This window comes from Streptomyces sp. NPDC059008, from assembly GCF_042749045.1.
Taxonomy (GTDB): domain Bacteria; phylum Actinomycetota; class Actinomycetes; order Streptomycetales; family Streptomycetaceae; genus Streptomyces.
The window spans coordinates 1-16872 of record NZ_JBHYJC010000012.1; the positions used below are offsets into that span (position 1 = coordinate 1).

Below are 16872 nucleotides of genomic sequence, written 5' to 3' on the forward strand. Positions count from 1 at the left end.
CTCCGGGCTTGTACGGTCGGGGGAAGTTGTGCGGACGGGGCGGCCGGAGGACGTGCTACTGCGGCCCCCGCCCCCGGCCTACGTCGCAGGAGGAGGAGCGCTGTCCGCCGCCGCGTTGGTCATGTAGGCGGTGAAGAGCTGGAAGCCCTTCATCTCAAAGCGCCTGTCCCCGGTGAGCCCGGCGTGCTGGAGACACCACCCCTGCGCATCATCAGCAGACTCGGTATCGACGCAGCGTTCCCCGCAGTCCAGGCACTCACCGACGAACCGCACTTCCGAATCAGCCGCCAGCGTCCACTCGGCAAACCGATAACGCGCCCTCATACCAGCCGCTCCGGACGCTCCCGGGCATCGCCGCCTGCCGCCTCCATGGCGTCGATGCACTCGGCGAGACCGCGCAGCATCGCCGCGATCTCCTCTTCGGTCAGGTCATCCATCCACGCGGTACGGGCCTTGACCTCCGCCCGCATCTGGTCAAGCTGCCGGTACAACTCCCGGTACCTGACGTGTCGGTGCCACGTTTCCTCGACCCGGTCCCGCAGCCGCGACCACACACCCGCGCTCACGACCGCGCCGCCTTTGCGTGGGGGTGGCGGCCGATTTCGATGTGGCAGTCGATCGCCTTCGACGTGTCCCCGACGGCGCGCGCCGCCGCACGTTGCCTGGCCAAAGCTGTGCACACATCGCACCCGGCAACCGGCACAGGCTCCGCTACCGGACCCGGGTCCATCAGATGAACGGGGCGGCAGTTGCGGGGCATCAGCCCACCACCTCCACACCGTCAATCCATCGCGGTCCGGCATCGACCCCGTACGCAGCGAGCCACAACGCCCGCCGCCGCCCACGCTGCAACCGCCGCCTCTGCCGCTCCTCGGATGTGAGGACGTACGGACGGATCAGGTGCACGTCCTCACCACGCAGCAGCCCCTGATGCCGGACGGGGGTGCGGGGAAGCGTGAGCGTCGGCGCGTCCGTCCACCTGACGGCGGGCACTGTGACGGCGGACCGGTGACGCCCTCGCGCGGGCAGTAATACCCGCAACAGCAGTTCGAAGATCCACGCGCTATGTTTGCGCATGTCGTCAACCTCCAGGGGGTTGGTGGCCATGCCCCCGGACGTTCGCCCGTCGCGGGGGTGCTTGCCGTCAGGCACGAACACGTGCTGTCTGACGGGCTTGCGCTCCGTCGGCCTTTGATCTGGCGATGCCTAGTCAACGGCCGGCACGGCACAGCGGACAGGTGAAAGAGCCTGTCTCCCCCTGGCGCGACCCCGGTGATTTTTACCTCGGCCCGTGTCTGGGCGACCGCACGCCGTTACCGTGAGGGCATGACGCAGGGGAACCGTAAGCTCGCCGCTCGGATCGCCGAATTCGGGTTCTCTCAGGCCGAGTTAGCACGTCAGATCAATGCCGAGATCGAACTTCTGACAGGCAAGCAGGGCAACGTCACCGACGCTGACATCCGGCGCTGGCTGCGCGGCGTGACGAAGTGGCCGCAAGACCGCATCAGGCTCTGCCTGGAGAAGGTTCTTGATGCCAGTGCCGAAGACCTGGGGTTCGTGCCACGCAAGAAGTGCATCGCACCGGCGGAGGAAGATCCCGTGCACCGACGTGAGCTTCTCACCGCCGTAGGCGGTACAGCCCTGGTCGTCGCCGCTCCGTACGCACCTGTACCTGGGCGCCTTGGCGTCGACGATGTCCGGCGATTCCATCAGGACTACGTGGCCATCCTCCGAAAGGATCAAGCCGGAGGAGGAGCACGGAAGGTGGAATACCTCGCGGTGGAAATGGCTTCCCGGATTCAGTCAACGCTTGCCATGGCGTCATGCTCAACTCGGGTGCGGAACATGCTTCACCGGCTCGCCGCCGAAGTCCTCAGCTCTGCGGCTTTCGCAGCCATTGACGCAAGCTCTCCGCAGCGGGCACGCGCCCATCTCGACAAGGCTCTGGCATTCGCGGGCCTGTCCCGCGACAGTGAGACGTTGTACCACGTCTGGAACCATCTCACCCTCACCTCCAGTCAGCGCGAGAATCACGCCGAGGCCGTCGCCGGATCAGAGGTTCTGAAGCGCTCCGCCATCGCCCGGAGAGACCCGTTGTACGCCGCTCTCGGGCACATCCGGAACGCTAATGGACTTGCGCGCCTCCGGCATCGCTCAGAAGCTCTGCGAGCCCTCAGCGAGGGGGAACGTGCCTTCGCCCGTAGCGCCGATCGGCAACGGCCTGAGTGGATCAGGTTCTTCGACTCCAGTGAGATGGACGCTCTGTCCTCATTCATATGGTCGGCACTGGGTGATCACGGACGAGCGGAGTACTGCCTGCATCGCACGCTCGCTGCTATCCCTGACACCATGGCCCGCAACAAGGCCCTGTATACGGCCCACCTGTCGCTGGCTCAGGCCCGACAAGGGGACCTGGAGTTAGCCTGTGCGACAGGTAGGCAGGCGCATGCATTACTACCGCCATCTTCCGGATCGAGAAGAACCGCGCACACTCTGGCCGCGACACGAAATGTGATCGTAGCCTCAGGGGCGGAGAGTCCCGAAGTCGTCGAGTGGATCGAGGAGTCCCATCAATGGATCTGAAGCGCTACACACATTCCGATGCGCGGGACGTCAGGTCCCTGCTGCTCGATATCCACGACGAGGCATACTCAGACGATCCGGACCCGTTTCACTCGCGCGAGCGCTTTGCGTACTTCGTCGATCTGTGGTCCTCACGTGAGAACTGGCAGTGCGTATCTGGCTGGGAAGAGGGCGGACCCGTCGGGTACGCCTACGGATCCATGTTGAAGCCTGGTGGATGGTGGACGGGGCATCAACGGCCATCCACTACCCGTGGGTCGGTCTTCGCGCTGTCAGAATTGGTGGTAGTTCCCCAATGGCAAGGGACCGGCCGGGCTCAGCAGATTCACGATGCACTGCTCGAATCGGTCGAAGCCGATATCGTAACGCTCCAGGTTGACTCCACTCACCACAAAGTCCAAGCGCTGTACGAGCGTTGGAACTACATCAAAGTAGGTGAAGCCAAGCCATCAGATGACTCGCCGCTATATGCCGTCATGGCCAAGGGCCTGAAGCGCATCTGAGTACCTGGGGGCCGGGCCGCCGAATCGCGATCAATATCCCTGGCCAACTCCGGGAGCATACGGCCAGATTGCGGCGCCTTGATGACGTGCTCGGCGGAGGTGACACCTACCGCTTCTACCTCGGTGAGTACCAGGCTTGGCTTCGGTACGCCCACGGGAACGGCTTAGGAGACCGGCCCGGCGGTAGTGGCGATCCAGCGGAGGTAGGCATCCGACCCGGTCGCGAGGGGAACGGCCGAGACTTCGGGGTTCTTCCACGGGTGATGTTTCAGGAGGTGCGCCTCCAGCGCGGCGTATCCGTCGGCCCGGCTCTTGAGAAGGAGTTGCCACTCCTCGCCCGTCCCGAACTCGCCCTCATGCCAGAAGGCGGAGACCACGGGGCCAATGATCTGGGCGCCGGCCGCGAGACGACCTGTCACTACGGAACGGGCCAGCTCTACCGCTTGCTCGCGTGTCTCCGTCGCTGTGGAGACCTGCAGGAAGTCAGCCATGCGGCGAGCATAGTCGTCGGCCGTCGGCCGTCGGCGTTCGCCGAAGCAACGGATACCGGCCCCCGGAGTGGCAACCTACGCCAAGTGCCAACGCACCGCTTCGACCACCAGCGCGTGATCCTCCGCCTGTGGCAGCCCCGACACCGCGACCACCCCCACCACGCCCGTGCCGCGCACGCGGATCGGGAACGCCCCGCCGTGCGCGGCGAAGCGGTCCGGGTCCAGTCGTGAGGAGTCCTCGAACGTGCGGCCCTTGGCGCGGAAGCGGGCGCCGACCAGGAACGAGGACTCGCCGTAGCGCTCGACGACGGCGGACTTGCGGGCGATCCAGGCGTCGTTGTCGGCGGAGGTGCCCGGCAGCGCGCAGTGGAACAGCCGCTGGGCGCCGCGCCGGATCCCGATCGTCACCGCGGCGCCGCGCTCCCGCGCCAACGCCACCAGACGTGAGCCCAGTTCCCAGGCGTCGTCATTGCTGAAGGTGTCGAAGACCAGGCGCCGTTCGTGCTCTTCGAGGGCGCGCACCTCGTCCGTCTTCGGCGCCTTGGTCACACGCCCGCCTCGATCGGGACCGTGCGGCCCTCGGTCGCGGAGAGCTTGGCGGCCTCCAGGACGCGTAGCGCGGCCGCGGCCTCGGTGGCGCTCACCGGCGGCGCGCCGCCCTCGCGCAGGGCCCGGGCGATCGCGGTGTAGTACGCGGGGTAGTCGCCGGGCAGCGTCGGTACGGGCTCGCCGCCCCCGGACCGCGGGGAGGCCCCGGCGCCGAGCCGGCCCCAGCCGGACTTCGGCTCCACGCCCCACTCCACGCCCTCGTCGCCGGGCCGCCGGCCCTCGCGCAGCGCGGCCTCCTGGGGGTCCAGACCGTGCTTGGTGTAGCCGGCCTTGTTGCCGAGCACGCGGAAACGGGGGCCCAGCAGGGGGGTGGTGGCGCTCACCCACAGATGCGAGCGGACGCCGTTCGCGTGGGTGAGGGCGAGGAAGGTGTCGTCGTCGGCCTCCGCGCCCGGGCGGCGGACGTCGGACTCGGCGTAGACGGAGACGACCGGGCCGAAGAGGGTCAGCGCCTGGTCGACGAGGTGGCTGCCGAGGTCGTAGAGCAGCCCGCCGATCTCCGCCGGGTCGCCGGACTCGCGCCAGCCGCCCTTGGGCTGCGGCCGCCAGCGCTCGAAGCGGGACTCGAAGCGCGTGATGTCGCCGAGCGCGCCGTCCTCGATCAGCTTGCGGACGGTGCGGAAGTCGTTGTCCCAGCGGCGGTTCTGGAAGACCGACAGCAGCAGTCCGCGCTCCTCGGCGAGCGCGGCGAGCTTCTCGGCCTCGGCGGCGGTCGCGGCCAGCGGCTTGTCGACGACCACCGGCACACCGGCCTCCAGGGCGGCGGTGGCGAGCGGTACATGGGTCTTGTTCGGCGTCGCGATGACGATCAGGTCGAGGTCCGCGGCGCGGTCGAGCACCGCCTCCGGGGTGCTGACCGTGCGCACCTGCGGATGCTCGGCGCGGGCCTGTGCCTGCCGCTGGGGATCGGAGGTGGAGACCGTGTCGAGCAGCAGGTCGTCGGTGGCGGCGATCAGCGGGGCGTGGAAGACCGAGCCCGCCAGGCCGTAGCCGAGGAGGCCGACGCGCAGCGGGTCGCCGGGGGCGGGGGTACCGGTGGGGCGGCTCATCGCACTCTCCTCGCTCGTCTCACTCATGCCCCTACTTAAGCAACGCTGTTGCCAAAGTGCAAGCCACTGCCGACAATGGGCGGGTGAGCAGCGATGACATCCCCTCCCGCGCCTCCCGTCAGGGCGGCTTCGCCGGCAGTCCGGGCGCCAACCTCCCCGCGCTGCGCGGTCACAACACCGCGCTGGTGCTGGGGTTGCTGCGCGCGGCCGGCGAGGAGGGCGTCAGCCGGCTGGAGCTCGCCGCCCAGACGGGGCTCACCCCGCAGGCCGTCAGCAAGATCACCGCGCGGCTGCGGACCGAGGGCCTGGCCGCCGAGGCGGGCCGCCGCGCCTCCACGGGCGGCAAGCCCGCCACGGTCCTGCGCCTGGTCCCCGGCGCCCGGCACGCGATAGGCCTGCACCTGGACCGCGACGAGCTCACCGCCGTGCTCGCCGACCTCGCCGGCCGCGCGGTCGCGGTGCGCCGGGCCCCGCTGGCGTTCGAAGCGGGCGCGGAGCAGGTGCTCACCACGGCCGAACGCGAGGTCGCCGAGCTGCTCTCGCAGGCCGGCGGGCCGCTGGTGCTGGGGGCGGGGGTGGCCTGCCCCGGCCCGCTGGACCACGCCACCGGAGTGCTGCACCGCGTCACCGGCGCCCCCCAGTGGGACGGCTTCCCCCTGCGGGAAGCCTTCGCCGCCCGGCTCGGCCTGCCCGTCGCGCTCGACAAGGACACCAACGCCGCGGCGCTCGGCCTGGCCCGTGCCCTGCCCGCCGGCGCCGGCTCCTTCGGCTATCTGCACCTGGGCACCGGCCTCGGCGCCGGGCTCGTGCTGGACGGCGGCCTCTACCGCGGCCCGCGCACCGGCGCCGGTGAATTCGGCCACCAGATCGTCCAGTTGGACGGTCCGCGCTGCGGCTGCGGACGGCGCGGCTGCATCGAGGCGCTGTGCCTGGCGGCGGTGGCCGGCGGTGATCTGCCGGCCGCGGCCGAGGCGTTGGGCGTCGGCGCCGCCAACCTCGTCGAGCTGCTGGACATCGACCGGGTACTGCTCGGCGGACGCACCGTACTGGGCGCCCCCGAGCCGTTCCTGAGCGGAGTGTCCCGGGCGCTGGCCGCACAGGCCCGCACCCGTGGCAGCGCCGGGGCCAGGGCCGCGGTGTCGGTCGCGCTCGCCCCCGGGCGGGCGGTCGCCGACGGGGCGGCGGAGCTGGTGCTCGCCCCCCTCTTCGGGTGACGCCGCCCCGCCCCGGGTGAGCCGGGGCTATCCGCCCTGTGCCGTGTGGCAGACCGCTTCGACGTTGTTGCCGTCGGGGTCCCGGACGAACGCCCCGTAGTACGACGCGTGGTACTCGGGGAACACCCGCGGCGCGTGCAGGGACTCGGCGCCGGCCGCGACCGCCGCGGCGTGGAACGCCTCGACCGCCGCGCGATCGGGCGCCTGGAAGGCGAGGTGCAGCTCGCGGCCCGGACCCTCGTGCGTGGCGGGCACGAGCCAGAGCGTGTGCCCCGTGGTGCCGAAACCGACGAACTCGCCGAACTCCTTGGTCCGCCTGCCCCCGAGCGGGGCGAGGGCCTGGTCGTAGAAGCGGGCGCTGGCCGCCACGTCGCTCACCTGGATCGCTATGTGATCAAGCATGTGTCCAGCGTTCCACGCCCTGCCGGATCCTGTCCGCCGATATCCGGGCGCACCCCGATCCCCGGCCGCCGCGCCCGCGGGTGCGAGGATCGCGCCGTGGAGTTCCCCTACGGCCAGGATCCTGGCGCACCCGTCCGGTCCGGCGTCCCCGAGCACGGGCGCATCCCCAAGTACTACGCGGCCAAGGTCGAAATCGCCGCGCTGCTGGACGAGTTGGGCGAGGGGGAGGTGCTGCCCACCGAGCGTGAGCTGGCAACGCGCCTGGAGGTCTCCCGCGAGACGCTGCGCCAGGCCCTGCGCGAGCTGGTCCTGGAGGGGCGGCTGCGGCGGCTGGGGCGCGGCACGGTCGTCGCCGGACCCAAGCTGGCGCAGCCGCTCTCCCTGGCCAGCTACACCGAAGGCGTACGCGAACAGGGCCGCAGGCCCGGCCGGCACCTCGTCGGCCTGGACCGCTTCCCCTGCCCGCCCGCGCTCGCCGCCGACCTGGGCCTTGCGGCCGGGGACGCGGTATGGCACATGGAGCGGGTGCTGCTCGCCGACGACGAGCGGGTCGGGCTGGAGAGCACCTACGTCGCGGTCGAGCGGGTCCCTGACCTGGCCACCGACTTCGCGCCGGACTCGTCCTTCTACGCCTACCTCCACCAGCGGCTGGGCATCGGCTTCGGCGACGCGGACGAGCGGCTGGAGACCGTACTGGCCACCCCGCGCGAGGCGCTGCTGATCGGCACACCGGGCGCGCTGCCCATGCTGCTGATCCACCGGCTGTCCCGGGACACCCAAGGCCGCCCGCTGGAGCGGGTGCGCTCCCTCTACCGGGGCGACCGGTTCTCCTTCACCACCCATCTGGGCACACCGGCGCAGGGCTGACGCGAGGGCTCGCGGAGCAGGCGCACCGCACCCATGAATATCACGAACGGATAACGGGTCTAGGCCAACTTTGGGGACCCGTTCACCGTCGCGTCGCCGAACCACCCCTCGCGGGCCACCCGCCGCCACGACCGTCTGGGGCATGCGAGTCATAGTTGTCGGAGCCGGCGTGCTGGGCACCATGCACGCCTGGCATGCCATCGAGCGGGGCCACGAGGTCCTGCACCTCGAACGGGAGGCCGAGGCCCGCGGCGCCTCGGTCCGTAACTTCGGACAGATCTGGGTCAGCGGCCGGGCCGGCGGCGCCGAGCTTCAGTGCGCCCTGCGCGCCCGCGCACTGTGGGAGGGCATCGGCGCCCGCGTCCCCGCACTGGGCTTCCGCGCCATCGGCTCGCTGACCGTGGTCAGGAACGACGCCGAGCGGGCGGTCGCCGAGGCCGCCGCCCGCCGCCTCGACGCCGCCGACCGCGGCTACCGGCTGCTCGACGCCGACCAGGCCCGCGCCCTCAACCCCGCCCTGCGCGGCGACTTCACCGGCGCCCTGTGGTGCGAGCGGGACGCCGCCGTGGAGCCGCGGGTCGCCCAACGCGCCCTGAAGGACGAGCTGCTGCGGTCCGGGCGGTACACCTACCTCGGCGGCCGGGAGGTCCGGGCGGTGGTCGGCGAACGCGCCGTACGCGACGACCACGGCGAGACCCACCACGGCGACGCGGTCGTGCTGTGCACCGGCGCCTGGCTCGGCGGACTGGTCCGCGAGCTGGTCCCCGACCTGCCGGTGCGCCGGGTGCGGCTGCAGATGATGCAGACCGACCCGCTCGGCGAGGCGCTGACCACCTCCGTCGCCGACGCCGACAGCTTCCGCTACTACCCGGCGTACAGGAGCGAGGCCCTGGACGCGCTCGACGCCGGCCAGGCCCAGGAACCGACCGCCGCCGAGCACAGGATGCAACTGCTGATGGTGCAGCGCGCCGACGGCGGGCTGACCATCGGCGACACCCACGAGTACGAGACGCCGTTCGCCTTCGACACCGTCGAAGAGCCCTACGAGCATCTGACCGGTGTCGTCGAAGCGCTGCTGGGCCGCCCGCTGCCCCGGATCCGCCGCCGCTGGGCCGGGGTCTACGCCCAGTGCACCGACACCACCCGGATCGTCCACCGCCAGCAGGCGCGCGAGGGCGTCTGGCTGGTCACCGGGCCGGGCGGGCGCGGGATGACCTGCTCCCCGGCCATCGCCGAGACCACCGCGAACGAACTGGGATGGTGAGCGCGTTGACGCACCACACCCCCGACCACGGCATCGAGCTGGTCGTCCTCGACATGGCCGGCACCACCGTCGCCGACGGCGGACTGGTCGAGCAGGCCTTCGACGCCGCCGCCCGGCGCCTGGGCGTCGAGCCCGGCAGCCCCGACCACGCCGAGAAGCTCGCCTACGTACGCGCCACCATGGGCGAGTCCAAGATCTCCGTCTTCCGCCACCTCTTCGGCGACGAGGCCGCCGCCCGGCGCGCCAACGCCGCCTTCGAGACGGCGTACGGCGAGCTGGTCGACGGCGGGCGGATCGCTCCCGTCCCCGGCGCCCGCGAGGCGATCGAGGCGCTGCAGGCGGCCGGGCGCACCGTCGTGCTCTCCACCGGCTTCGCCCGCGTCACCCAGGACGCCGTCCTGGCCGCGCTCGGCTGGCAGGACCTGGTCCCGCTCACCCTCTGCCCGGCCGACGCCGGCGGCCGCGGCCGCCCCTACCCCGACCTGGTCCTCACCGCGCTGCTGCGCACCCGGGCCACCGACTCCGTCCAGCGGGTCGCGGTGGCCGGCGACACGTCGTACGACATGCTCTGCGGCCGACGGGCCGGCGCCTCGGTCGTCGCCGGCGTGCTCACCGGCGCCCACGACGCGGCGCAGCTGGCATCCGCCGGCGCCACCCACGTCCTGGGCTCGGTCGCCGAACTGCCCGCGCTGCTGGGGGTGGTGTGAGATGACCGCCCCAGCCGCCGCATCTGCCCCATCTGCCGCGACCGCCGGCGCGCCCCCGGCCCGGCCCCCGTCGGGCATCCGCTTCGACCACGTCACCGTCGCCTACGGCAGGCGCGGCGAGCACCCCGTGCTGGACTCCTTCGACCTGACCGTCGAACCGGGTGAGGTGATGGCGCTGCTCGGCCCGTCCGGCTCCGGCAAGACCACCGCACTGCGGGCGGTCGCCGGATTCGTCCGGCCGGTCTCCGGGCGGGTGCTGATCGGCGGCCGGGACGTGACCGGGCTGCCGCCGCACCGGCGCGGCATCGGCATGGTCGTCCAGCAGTACGCGCTCTTCCCGCACATGAAGGTCGCCGACAACGTCGCCTTCGGCCTGCGGGCGCACAAGACCCCGCGCGCTGAGATCCCCGGCCGGGTCGCCGAGGCGCTGGAGATGACCGGTATGGCCGCCTACGCCGGCCGGCACCCCCGCGAGCTCTCCGGCGGCCAGCAGCAGCGGGTCGCCATCGCCCGGGCCCTGGCCATCCGCCCCGGCGTGCTGTTGCTGGACGAGCCGCTCTCCGCCCTCGACGCCCAGCTGCGCTCCGGCATGCTCGCCGAACTCGCCCGCCTGCACCGGGAGTTGCCCGATGTCTCGGTCCTCTACGTCACCCACGACCAGGTCGAGGCGCTGACCCTGGCCGACCGGATCGCGGTGCTTCAGGCGGGCCGGCTGCGCGAGTGCGGCACCCCGCGGGAGCTCTACCGGCGCCCGCGCAGCGAGTTCACCGCCTCCTTCGTCGGCACCGCGAACCTGCTGCCGGTCACCGTGCGCGGCGACGGCGTCGACTTCGGCGGGCGCAGGCTGGCCGTGCCCGTGGGGGAGGGGGCGGCCACGGGCGCCGCCGCGACCCTGTGCGTACGGCCGCATCTGGTCGGCCTGGGGGACGGCGACGGCACCGGCAACACCCTGCGCGGCACGGTCACCGACGTGCAGTGGCGCGGCGCCACCCACCGGCTGCAGGTGTCCGTCGACGGCCACCGCGTCCTGGCCGACGTGCGCGAACTGCGCCGTCCCCCGGCACCGGGAGACGAGGCCGCGCTGCACTTCGCGCCACAGGACGCGGTGCTGATACCGGCCGGGCTCACCGATGCCGCCGCGCGGCGCGAGGACGGTGCGTGACATGGCCGTCGACAAGGCAGCGGCAGCGGCGCGCACTCCGGTGGCGCCGGCGCGGCGCACCCGCCCGGCGAAGGCCGGGGCCGCCCTGTGGGCCCTGCCGCCCGTCGCCGCCCTCGCCCTGGTCTTCCTCTACCCCCTGGCCCTGGTGGTGTGGCAGTCCCTCACCCCCGACGGCGCCGGCCCCTCCACCGCCCCGTACGCGGAGGTCTTCGCCGAGGCGTCCTTCCGCGACGCCCTGACCACCACCGTGCTGATCGCCGCCGGCGCCACCGCCGGCGCGCTGCTGCTGGGCCTGGCGCTCTCCCTCGTGATCGCCTTCGTCCCGCTGCCCGGCGGCCGGGCGCTGGGCCGCTTCATCGACGTCTTCCTGGCCTTCCCCTCCTTCCTGATCACCCTCGCCCTGCTGTTCCTCTACGGCACCGTCGGTGTGGCCAACGGCCTGTGGACGGACGTGACCGGCGCCGCCCACGGGCCGCTTGCGTTCCTCCACACCCCCTGGGGCGTCCTGCTGGCCGAGGTCACCTACTTCACCCCGTTCGTGATGCGCCCGCTGCTCGCCGCCTTCGCGCAGATGGAGACCGGTCAGCTGGAGGCCGCCGCGTCGCTGGGCGCCCGGCCGTGGCGGATCGTGCGGACGGTGATCCTGCCCGAGGCGCTGCCGTCACTGGCGGCGGGCGGCGCGCTGGTGCTCGTCCTGTGCCTCAACGAGTTCGGCATCGTGCTCTTCACCGGCGCCAAGGACGTCGTCACCCTCCCGATGCTCGTGTACACCAAGGCGATCCTCGACGGCGACTACACCGGGGCCTGCGTCGTCGCCGTCGTCAACATCGCCCTGTCCGTCGCGCTCTACGCCCTCTACCGGACCGTGATGTCCCGTACGGGCGGCCGAGCCGGCCCGCACACCGGAGGTGCCCCCCACCGTGCTGGTGCATAGCCGGACCGCCCGCCGGGCCGTCCACATCCTCTTCCTCGCCCTCTTCGTCCCCGTCTTCGCCCTGCCCCTCCTGGTGATCGTCGGTGCGTCCCTCGCGACCAACTGGAGCGGCGCCCTGCCCTCCGGCGCGACCCTGACCCACTATCAGGACATCGCCCGGGGCGACGCGCCCGACGCCCTGCTCACCAGCGTCCTGACGGCCCTGGCGGCGAGCGCCGCCGCACTCACCGCCGGCACCTGGGCCGCCCTGGCCGCCGAGAAGCTGGGCCGCCGCGCCCGCCGCCTCCTCGACGGCCTCTTCCTCCTCCCCGTCGCCGTGCCCTCCGTCGTGGTGGGCCTCTCCCTCCTCGTCGCCTTCTCCCGGCCCCCGTTCCTGCTCAACGGCACGCCCCAGATCGTGGTCGTCGCCCACACCGTGCTGGTCACCGCCTTCGCCTACCAGTCCGTGACGGCCGCGCTGGCCCGTCTGGACCCGGCGTACGAGCAGAGCGCGGCCGGCCTCGGCGCCCGGCCCGCCGTCGTCCTGTGGCGCATCAGGCTCCCCCTGCTGCTGCCGTCCCTCACCGCGGCCGCCGGCCTCTGCTTCGCCCTGTCCATGGGCGAGGTGAGCGCCACGATGATGCTCTATCCCCCCGACTGGACGCCCCTGCCCGTCCAGATCTTCGCCTCCACCGACCGCGGCTCCCTCTTCGTGGGCGCCGCACTCGCGGTGACCTTGATGGCCACCACTCTGCTCGCCCTCCTCGGCGTCTCCCGTATCCGCACCCGAGCCACCTACCGCTGAGTCCCACACCCGTGCACTTACCAGGAGTTGCTACGCCATGTCCGCTGCCCCCGCCCTCCGCAAGCCGCTCGCCGCCTGCTGCGGCGCCCTCGCCCTCGCCGCCGCGCTCACCGCCTGCGGCGGCGCCTCCGGCGCCGACCCGAACGCCAAGGAGATCACCGTCTACAGCGCCGACGGCCTCAAGAGCGAGAACGGCGACGGCTTCTACGACCAGGTCTTCAAGGACTTCGAGAAGAAGACCGGCATCAAGGTCAACTACGTCGAGTCCGGCTCCGGCGCGGCCGTCCAGCGCCTGGCCCGCGAACGCGCCAACACCAAGGCGGACGTCGTCGTCACCCTCCCGCCCTTCATCCAGCAGGCCGACGGCAAGGGCCTGCTCCAGGTCTACCGCCCCAAGGGCGCGGACCAGGTGGCCGCCGGCGACAAGAGCCCGACCGGCAAGTGGACCGCGATCGTCAACAACTACTTCTGCTTCGTCTACAACAAGAAGGAACTGGCGAAGGCCCCCGCCACCTGGCACGACCTGCTGGACGACAGGTTCGCGCACAAGCTGCAGTACTCCACGCCCGGAGTCGCCGGTGACGGCACCGCCGTCCTGATCAAGGCCCTGCACGACTTCGGCGGCCGGGGCCCGGCCATGAAGTTCCTCGGCAGACTCCAGGCCAACAACGTCGGCCCGTCCTCCTCCACCGGCCAGCTCGCCCCCAAGACGGACAAGGGTGAACTCCTGGTCGCCAACGGCGACGTCCAGATGAACTTCGCCAACATGAAGTCGATGCCGAACCAGGGCATCTTCTTCCCCGCGGCCGCGCCCGGCGCCCGGCCCACCACCTTCGCGCTGCCCTACGCCGCCGGTCTGGTCAAGAACGCCCCGCACCGCGCCAACGCCGAGAAGTTCCTGGACTACCTGCTCTCCGAGCCCGTCCAGCGCCAGGTCTCCGCCATCGGCGGCGGCTTCGCCGCCCGCAAGGACACCAGGCCCACCGACCCCAACGCCAAGGCCCTGGCCCGGCTCATGGCCGGCGTGGAGGTCTTCCAGCCCGACTGGAACGACATCGACAAGAACCTGGACTCGTACGTGGACGCCTGGAAGACGGCCACGAACAGCTGACCCCCGGCCCCCGGCCCGTGCCCCTCCCCTCGGGGGCGGGGCACGGGCCCCCTCGGGAAGCCGATCGCCGGGGTCGGGAGAACGGCCGCTGACTTAGGGTGGGGGCGTCGGCCGTACGTACGACACGTGGGACAGGCGTATGGCCCACCGCGCGTGCGGGAGGCGGTCGGCGCACCTGGTCATCACGCACGGCAGGAGTCCGGCAGTGGCAGAGCGCAAGCCGATCGAGTCATGGCTCACCGACATGGACGGCGTCCTGATGCACGAGGGCGTCCCGGTCCCCGGGGCGGACGCCTTCATCAAGCGGCTGCGCGAATCGGGCAAGCCCTTTCTCGTGCTGACCAACAACTCCATCTACACCCCGCGTGACCTGCACGCCCGGCTGAGCCGGATCGGGCTGGACGTGCCCTGGGAGTCGATCTGGACGTCCGCGCTGGCCACCGCGCAGTTCCTGGACGAGCAGCGGCCCGGCGGCACCGCCCACGTCATCGGGGAGGCCGGCCTGACCACCGCCCTGCACGACATCGGCTACGTCCTGACCGACCACGCCCCCGACTACGTCGTCCTCGGCGAGACCCGGACCTACTCCTTCGAGGCGCTGACGAAGGCGATCCGGCTGATCAACGACGGGGCCCGGTTCATCGCGACGAACCCCGACGAGACCGGCCCCTCGCCCCAGGGGCCGCTGCCCGCGACCGGGTCGGTGGCCGCGCTGATCACCAAGGCGACGGGCGTCGAGCCGTACTTCGTCGGCAAGCCCAACCCGCTGATGATGCGGCACGGGCTCAACGTCATCGGCGCCCACTCCGAGACCTCCGCGATGATCGGCGACCGGATGGACACCGATGTGCTGGCCGGCCTGGAGGCGGGGATGGAGACCTTCCTCGTGCTGACGGGCCTGACCCGGCCCGAGGAGATCGACCGGCACCCGTTCCGGCCGTCCCGGGTCGTGGACTCGATCGCGGACCTGGTCGACCTGGTCTGACGCGGTCCGGCGGCCGGGCCACCCGAACGGCGCAGTCGCGGGCCGCACCGGGATGCGGCCGGGCGCGCGCGGGCGGACCTTCGGAATTATCGGAGGTTCACCATGCGCGCACCGCAATACGCTCTCTGTGCCGCGGTCGCGGCCTGCGCGGTGACGACGGCGCCCGCGTACGGCGGGGAGGCACGCGGCGCCGGGGCCGAAGCGGTCCACGTCGCCCCGGCCGCCCCCGCCCCTGGGCGCGAGGTCACACCGCCCGCCGGGGACGGCTCCGCGGGGCCGGCCGCCGGCGACCGGACACCTGCCGGCCCGCCCACCAAGGTCACCCAGCGCGGCGAACTGAGCAGCACGTCGGCCGTCGGCCTGGTGCTGGCCGGCGGCGCCGTCCTCGTCGTCGCGGGGCAGCTGCTGCGACTGCGGCTGCGACTGCGCCGCGAGCGGCAGGGCGGCGAGGCCGATGAGAGCTGACGAGGACGGGCGTCGCCGCACCGGGCGGCTGCTGGCCGGTGCGGCCTGGACGGTGCTGCTGCTGGCGGGGTGGCTGTGGGGGCGCGGGGTGCCGGACGGGGCGGCCGCGCGGCACGCCACGACCGGCGATGTCGCCGCCGTGGGGCGCCCGTCGCCCCACCGGAGCGCCGTGCACCGTTTCGATCCCCACCAGGCCTGCGCGGGCCACCGACACGGGCGCCGCGCACTCCGGTTGTTCAGCGTCGGCGGCGTCGGCGGCGACGGCCGTGGTGGCGACGGCGTCCGCGCCGAACGGGCGGGTGACGGGGACCTGGTCCTGCTGTCCGCCTGCCTGACGGAGCGTCAGTAGGCCTCTCGGGCGCCGGAGGCGACCCGCGGCCGAGCCGCGGCGGGCGCCCTACGACCGGCAACCGCGACCTCCTACGGCCGGCATTCGTCAAGCGCGGTAGCCACCTGTGGACGGACTGTCCACAGCCCGGCTCCGGCGCGCGGCCGTGTGCCACGATGGATCCGGCCGGTGGTCTCGCGCCGGCCGGATCAGTGCTCCGAGGGGGGAGTGGATGTACGGCGATCTTCGATGGGCTGCCGGGAGCGGGCCGCCGGCCCCGGGCCGCGACCGGTGGCGTACGGCGCGCGGCGGCACGGTGCCGCGCACGGCGGTGGTGGGGGCGCTGGCCGCGCTGCTGCTGGCCGGCTGCTCCTCGTCGGACGGCGACGGCGACGACCGGGTCCCCGGCAGACCGGGGCAGCGCCCCAAGTCCGTCGCCCCGTACTGGGTCAACCCCGACAGCAAGGCGGCCCGTCAGGTCTCCGCGTACGGCAAGGACGGCAAGGCCGCCGACGCCCGGCTCGTCGACCGGATCGCCGCGCAGCCGGTCGCCGAGTGGATCGGCGTCGACGACCCGCAGGGCGAGGCCCGCGGCTTCACCCAGGCGGCCGCCAAGGCCGACCGCGAGGCGCTGCTGGTCCTCTACAACATCCCGCACCGCGACTGCGGCCGCTACTCCCAGGGCGGCGCCGCCGACGGCAACGCCTACCGCGCCTGGCTGGACGGCGTCCTCAAGGGCATCGGCGACCGCGCCACCACCGTCGTCCTGGAGCCCGACGCCCTGCCGCACATCGCGGACAAGTGCACCCCGCAGCAGTTCCACGAGGAGCGCTACGCCCTGCTGACCGAGGCCGTCGGCAAGCTCAAGGCGCTCCCGCACACCAAGGTCTATCTGGACGCCGGCAACCCCCACTGGATCAAGGACCCGGGCGCGATGGTCGAACCGCTCAAGCGGGCCGGCATCGACCGTGCCGACGGCTTCGCACTGAACATCTCCAACTACCAGACCACGCAGGAGAACGCGAAGTACGGCAAGCGGCTCTCCGCCCTCGTCGGCGGCAAGCCCTTCGTCATCGACACCAGCCGCAACGGCAACGGCCCGGCCCCCGGCGGCGACGACCGGGAGAACTGGTGCAACCCACCCGGCCGCGCCCTGGGCACCCCGCCCACCACCAAGACCGGCGACCCTCGGATAGCCGCCTACCTCTGGATCAAGCGCCCCGGAGAGTCCGACGGCACCTGCAAGGGCGGCCCGAAGGCGGGGGCCTGGTGGCCGAAGTACGCCCTGGAGCTGGCCCGCGGTGCGAAGTAGCCGGCCTCGGGCCGGACGCCGGGCGCGGTAGCCGACCGCGGCCGGCCGCGACGGAGGCGGGGGCGGCCGCCGGCGACCGCCCCCGCCCCGTACGGCACGGCC

General features: G+C 72.4%; 19 protein-coding genes and 1 pseudogene. 14 read left to right on the top strand and 6 right to left on the bottom strand.

The window, feature by feature from the left end; translation table 11 throughout:
- Window positions 1-320: 320 nt before the first annotated feature.
- On the bottom strand, window positions 321-566 hold the full coding sequence (locus ACFWZH_RS16880; RefSeq protein ID WP_384430795.1) for a hypothetical protein: 246 nt from the start codon (window positions 564-566) through the stop codon (window positions 321-323).
- A gap of 193 nt (window positions 567-759) precedes the next feature.
- Window positions 760-1107: a hypothetical protein gene (locus tag ACFWZH_RS16885; protein ID WP_384430798.1), complete on the bottom strand. Its 348-nt coding sequence runs from the start codon at window positions 1105-1107 to the stop codon at window positions 760-762.
- 219 nt (window positions 1108-1326) lie between these two features.
- Here ACFWZH_RS16885 and ACFWZH_RS16890 point away from each other — a divergent pair, with 219 nt between their 5' ends.
- Window positions 1327-2583, top strand: coding sequence for an XRE family transcriptional regulator (locus tag ACFWZH_RS16890; protein ID WP_384430801.1), 1257 nt, complete (start codon window positions 1327-1329; stop codon window positions 2581-2583).
- Complete coding sequence (locus ACFWZH_RS16895; RefSeq protein ID WP_384430804.1) at window positions 2574-3086, top strand: GNAT family N-acetyltransferase; 513 nt, start codon at window positions 2574-2576, stop codon at window positions 3084-3086. The genes ACFWZH_RS16890 and ACFWZH_RS16895 overlap by 10 nt, the downstream gene beginning before the upstream one ends.
- 164 nt (window positions 3087-3250) lie before the next feature.
- Here ACFWZH_RS16895 and cutA read toward each other — a convergent pair whose 3' ends face one another.
- The 3 genes from cutA to ACFWZH_RS16910 all read right to left on the bottom strand — a co-directional run bounded on the left by cutA (window position 3251) and on the right by ACFWZH_RS16910 (window position 5262).
- Window positions 3251-3577 (bottom strand): divalent-cation tolerance protein CutA, encoded by a 327-nt coding sequence (gene cutA / locus ACFWZH_RS16900; protein WP_384430806.1) that lies wholly within the window; start codon window positions 3575-3577, stop codon window positions 3251-3253.
- 75 nt (window positions 3578-3652) lie between these two features.
- The gene (locus tag ACFWZH_RS16905; RefSeq protein ID WP_384430808.1) at window positions 3653-4126 is read right to left on the bottom strand and encodes a heme-degrading domain-containing protein; all 474 of its coding nucleotides are present in this window, start codon (window positions 4124-4126) and stop codon (window positions 3653-3655) included.
- A complete protein-coding gene (locus ACFWZH_RS16910; RefSeq protein WP_384430811.1) occupies window positions 4123-5262 on the bottom strand; it encodes a Gfo/Idh/MocA family oxidoreductase in 1140 nt (379 codons plus the stop codon). The genes ACFWZH_RS16905 and ACFWZH_RS16910 overlap by 4 nt, the downstream gene beginning before the upstream one ends.
- Before the next feature lie 56 nt (window positions 5263-5318).
- On the opposite strand from ACFWZH_RS16910, the gene ACFWZH_RS16915 reads away from it, so the two are divergent.
- The gene (locus tag ACFWZH_RS16915) at window positions 5319-6449 is read left to right on the top strand and encodes an ROK family protein (RefSeq protein ID WP_384430814.1); all 1131 of its coding nucleotides are present in this window, start codon (window positions 5319-5321) and stop codon (window positions 6447-6449) included.
- A 27-nt stretch (window positions 6450-6476) separates the two neighbouring features.
- Here the strand turns inward: ACFWZH_RS16915 and ACFWZH_RS16920 are convergent, their stop codons facing one another.
- On the bottom strand, window positions 6477-6851 hold the full coding sequence (locus ACFWZH_RS16920) for a VOC family protein (RefSeq protein WP_384430816.1): 375 nt from the start codon (window positions 6849-6851) through the stop codon (window positions 6477-6479).
- Window positions 6852-6947: 96 nt separating this feature from the next.
- Here ACFWZH_RS16920 and ACFWZH_RS16925 point away from each other — a divergent pair, with 96 nt between their 5' ends.
- From ACFWZH_RS16925 to ACFWZH_RS16975, 11 genes and pseudogenes are all read left to right on the top strand, one after another.
- Complete coding sequence (locus tag ACFWZH_RS16925; RefSeq protein ID WP_384430819.1) at window positions 6948-7718, top strand: GntR family transcriptional regulator; 771 nt, start codon at window positions 6948-6950, stop codon at window positions 7716-7718.
- 142 nt (window positions 7719-7860) lie between these two features.
- Window positions 7861-8982, top strand: a complete 1122-nt coding sequence (locus ACFWZH_RS16930) for a TIGR03364 family FAD-dependent oxidoreductase (protein ID WP_384430821.1) — start codon at window positions 7861-7863, stop codon at window positions 8980-8982.
- Window positions 8976-9689, top strand: a complete 714-nt coding sequence (locus ACFWZH_RS16935; protein WP_384430824.1) for a phosphonatase-like hydrolase — start codon at window positions 8976-8978, stop codon at window positions 9687-9689. Before ACFWZH_RS16930 ends, ACFWZH_RS16935 begins: the two co-directional genes overlap by 7 nt.
- A 1-nt stretch (window position 9690) precedes the next feature.
- Entirely contained in the window at window positions 9691-10851 is a 1161-nt protein-coding gene (locus ACFWZH_RS16940; RefSeq protein WP_384430827.1) for an ABC transporter ATP-binding protein, read from the top strand.
- Window position 10852: 1 nt separating this feature from the next.
- A complete protein-coding gene (locus ACFWZH_RS16945; RefSeq protein WP_384430830.1) occupies window positions 10853-11785 on the top strand; it encodes a 2-aminoethylphosphonate ABC transporter permease subunit in 933 nt (310 codons plus the stop codon).
- Entirely contained in the window at window positions 11772-12569 is a 798-nt protein-coding gene (locus tag ACFWZH_RS16950; RefSeq protein WP_384430834.1) for an ABC transporter permease, read from the top strand. Before ACFWZH_RS16945 ends, ACFWZH_RS16950 begins: the two co-directional genes overlap by 14 nt.
- 37 nt (window positions 12570-12606) lie before the next feature.
- Window positions 12607-13680, top strand: a complete 1074-nt coding sequence (locus tag ACFWZH_RS16955; protein ID WP_384430837.1) for a 2-aminoethylphosphonate ABC transporter substrate-binding protein — start codon at window positions 12607-12609, stop codon at window positions 13678-13680.
- A gap of 205 nt (window positions 13681-13885) precedes the next feature.
- A complete protein-coding gene (locus tag ACFWZH_RS16960; RefSeq protein ID WP_384430840.1) occupies window positions 13886-14665 on the top strand; it encodes an HAD-IIA family hydrolase in 780 nt (259 codons plus the stop codon).
- Window positions 14666-14767: 102 nt separating this feature from the next.
- Complete coding sequence (locus ACFWZH_RS16965; protein WP_384430843.1) at window positions 14768-15130, top strand: hypothetical protein; 363 nt, start codon at window positions 14768-14770, stop codon at window positions 15128-15130.
- Window positions 15120-15281, top strand: a pseudogene (locus tag ACFWZH_RS16970) (class F sortase); the annotation flags it as partial. The gene ACFWZH_RS16965 and the pseudogene ACFWZH_RS16970, both read left to right, overlap by 11 nt.
- 409 nt (window positions 15282-15690) lie before the next feature.
- The gene (locus ACFWZH_RS16975) at window positions 15691-16770 is read left to right on the top strand and encodes a glycoside hydrolase family 6 protein (protein WP_384430846.1); all 1080 of its coding nucleotides are present in this window, start codon (window positions 15691-15693) and stop codon (window positions 16768-16770) included.
- The last annotated feature ends 102 nt before the right edge of the window (window positions 16771-16872 follow it).

Bases quoted from the DNA above. Each gene is read 5' to 3' on its own strand.
- ACFWZH_RS16945 (WP_384430830.1), top strand. From the start codon at position 10,853: ATGGCCGTCGACAAGGCAGCGGCAGCGGCGCGCACTCCGGTGGCGCCG.
- ACFWZH_RS16940 (WP_384430827.1), top strand. From the start codon at position 9,691: ATGACCGCCCCAGCCGCCGCATCTGCCCCATCTGCCGCGACCGCCGGC.
- ACFWZH_RS16910 (WP_384430811.1), bottom strand. From the start codon at position 5,262: ATGAGTGAGACGAGCGAGGAGAGTGCGATGAGCCGCCCCACCGGTACC.
- ACFWZH_RS16975 (WP_384430846.1), top strand. From the start codon at position 15,691: ATGTACGGCGATCTTCGATGGGCTGCCGGGAGCGGGCCGCCGGCCCCG.
- ACFWZH_RS16885 (WP_384430798.1), bottom strand. From the start codon at position 1,107: ATGGCCACCAACCCCCTGGAGGTTGACGACATGCGCAAACATAGCGCG.
- ACFWZH_RS16965 (WP_384430843.1), top strand. From the start codon at position 14,768: ATGCGCGCACCGCAATACGCTCTCTGTGCCGCGGTCGCGGCCTGCGCG.
- ACFWZH_RS16935 (WP_384430824.1), top strand. From the start codon at position 8,976: ATGGTGAGCGCGTTGACGCACCACACCCCCGACCACGGCATCGAGCTG.
- ACFWZH_RS16955 (WP_384430837.1), top strand. From the start codon at position 12,607: ATGTCCGCTGCCCCCGCCCTCCGCAAGCCGCTCGCCGCCTGCTGCGGC.
- ACFWZH_RS16890 (WP_384430801.1), top strand. From the start codon at position 1,327: ATGACGCAGGGGAACCGTAAGCTCGCCGCTCGGATCGCCGAATTCGGG.
- ACFWZH_RS16895 (WP_384430804.1), top strand. From the start codon at position 2,574: ATGGATCTGAAGCGCTACACACATTCCGATGCGCGGGACGTCAGGTCC.
- ACFWZH_RS16930 (WP_384430821.1), top strand. From the start codon at position 7,861: ATGCGAGTCATAGTTGTCGGAGCCGGCGTGCTGGGCACCATGCACGCC.
- cutA (WP_384430806.1), bottom strand. From the start codon at position 3,577: ATGGCTGACTTCCTGCAGGTCTCCACAGCGACGGAGACACGCGAGCAA.
- ACFWZH_RS16920 (WP_384430816.1), bottom strand. From the start codon at position 6,851: ATGCTTGATCACATAGCGATCCAGGTGAGCGACGTGGCGGCCAGCGCC.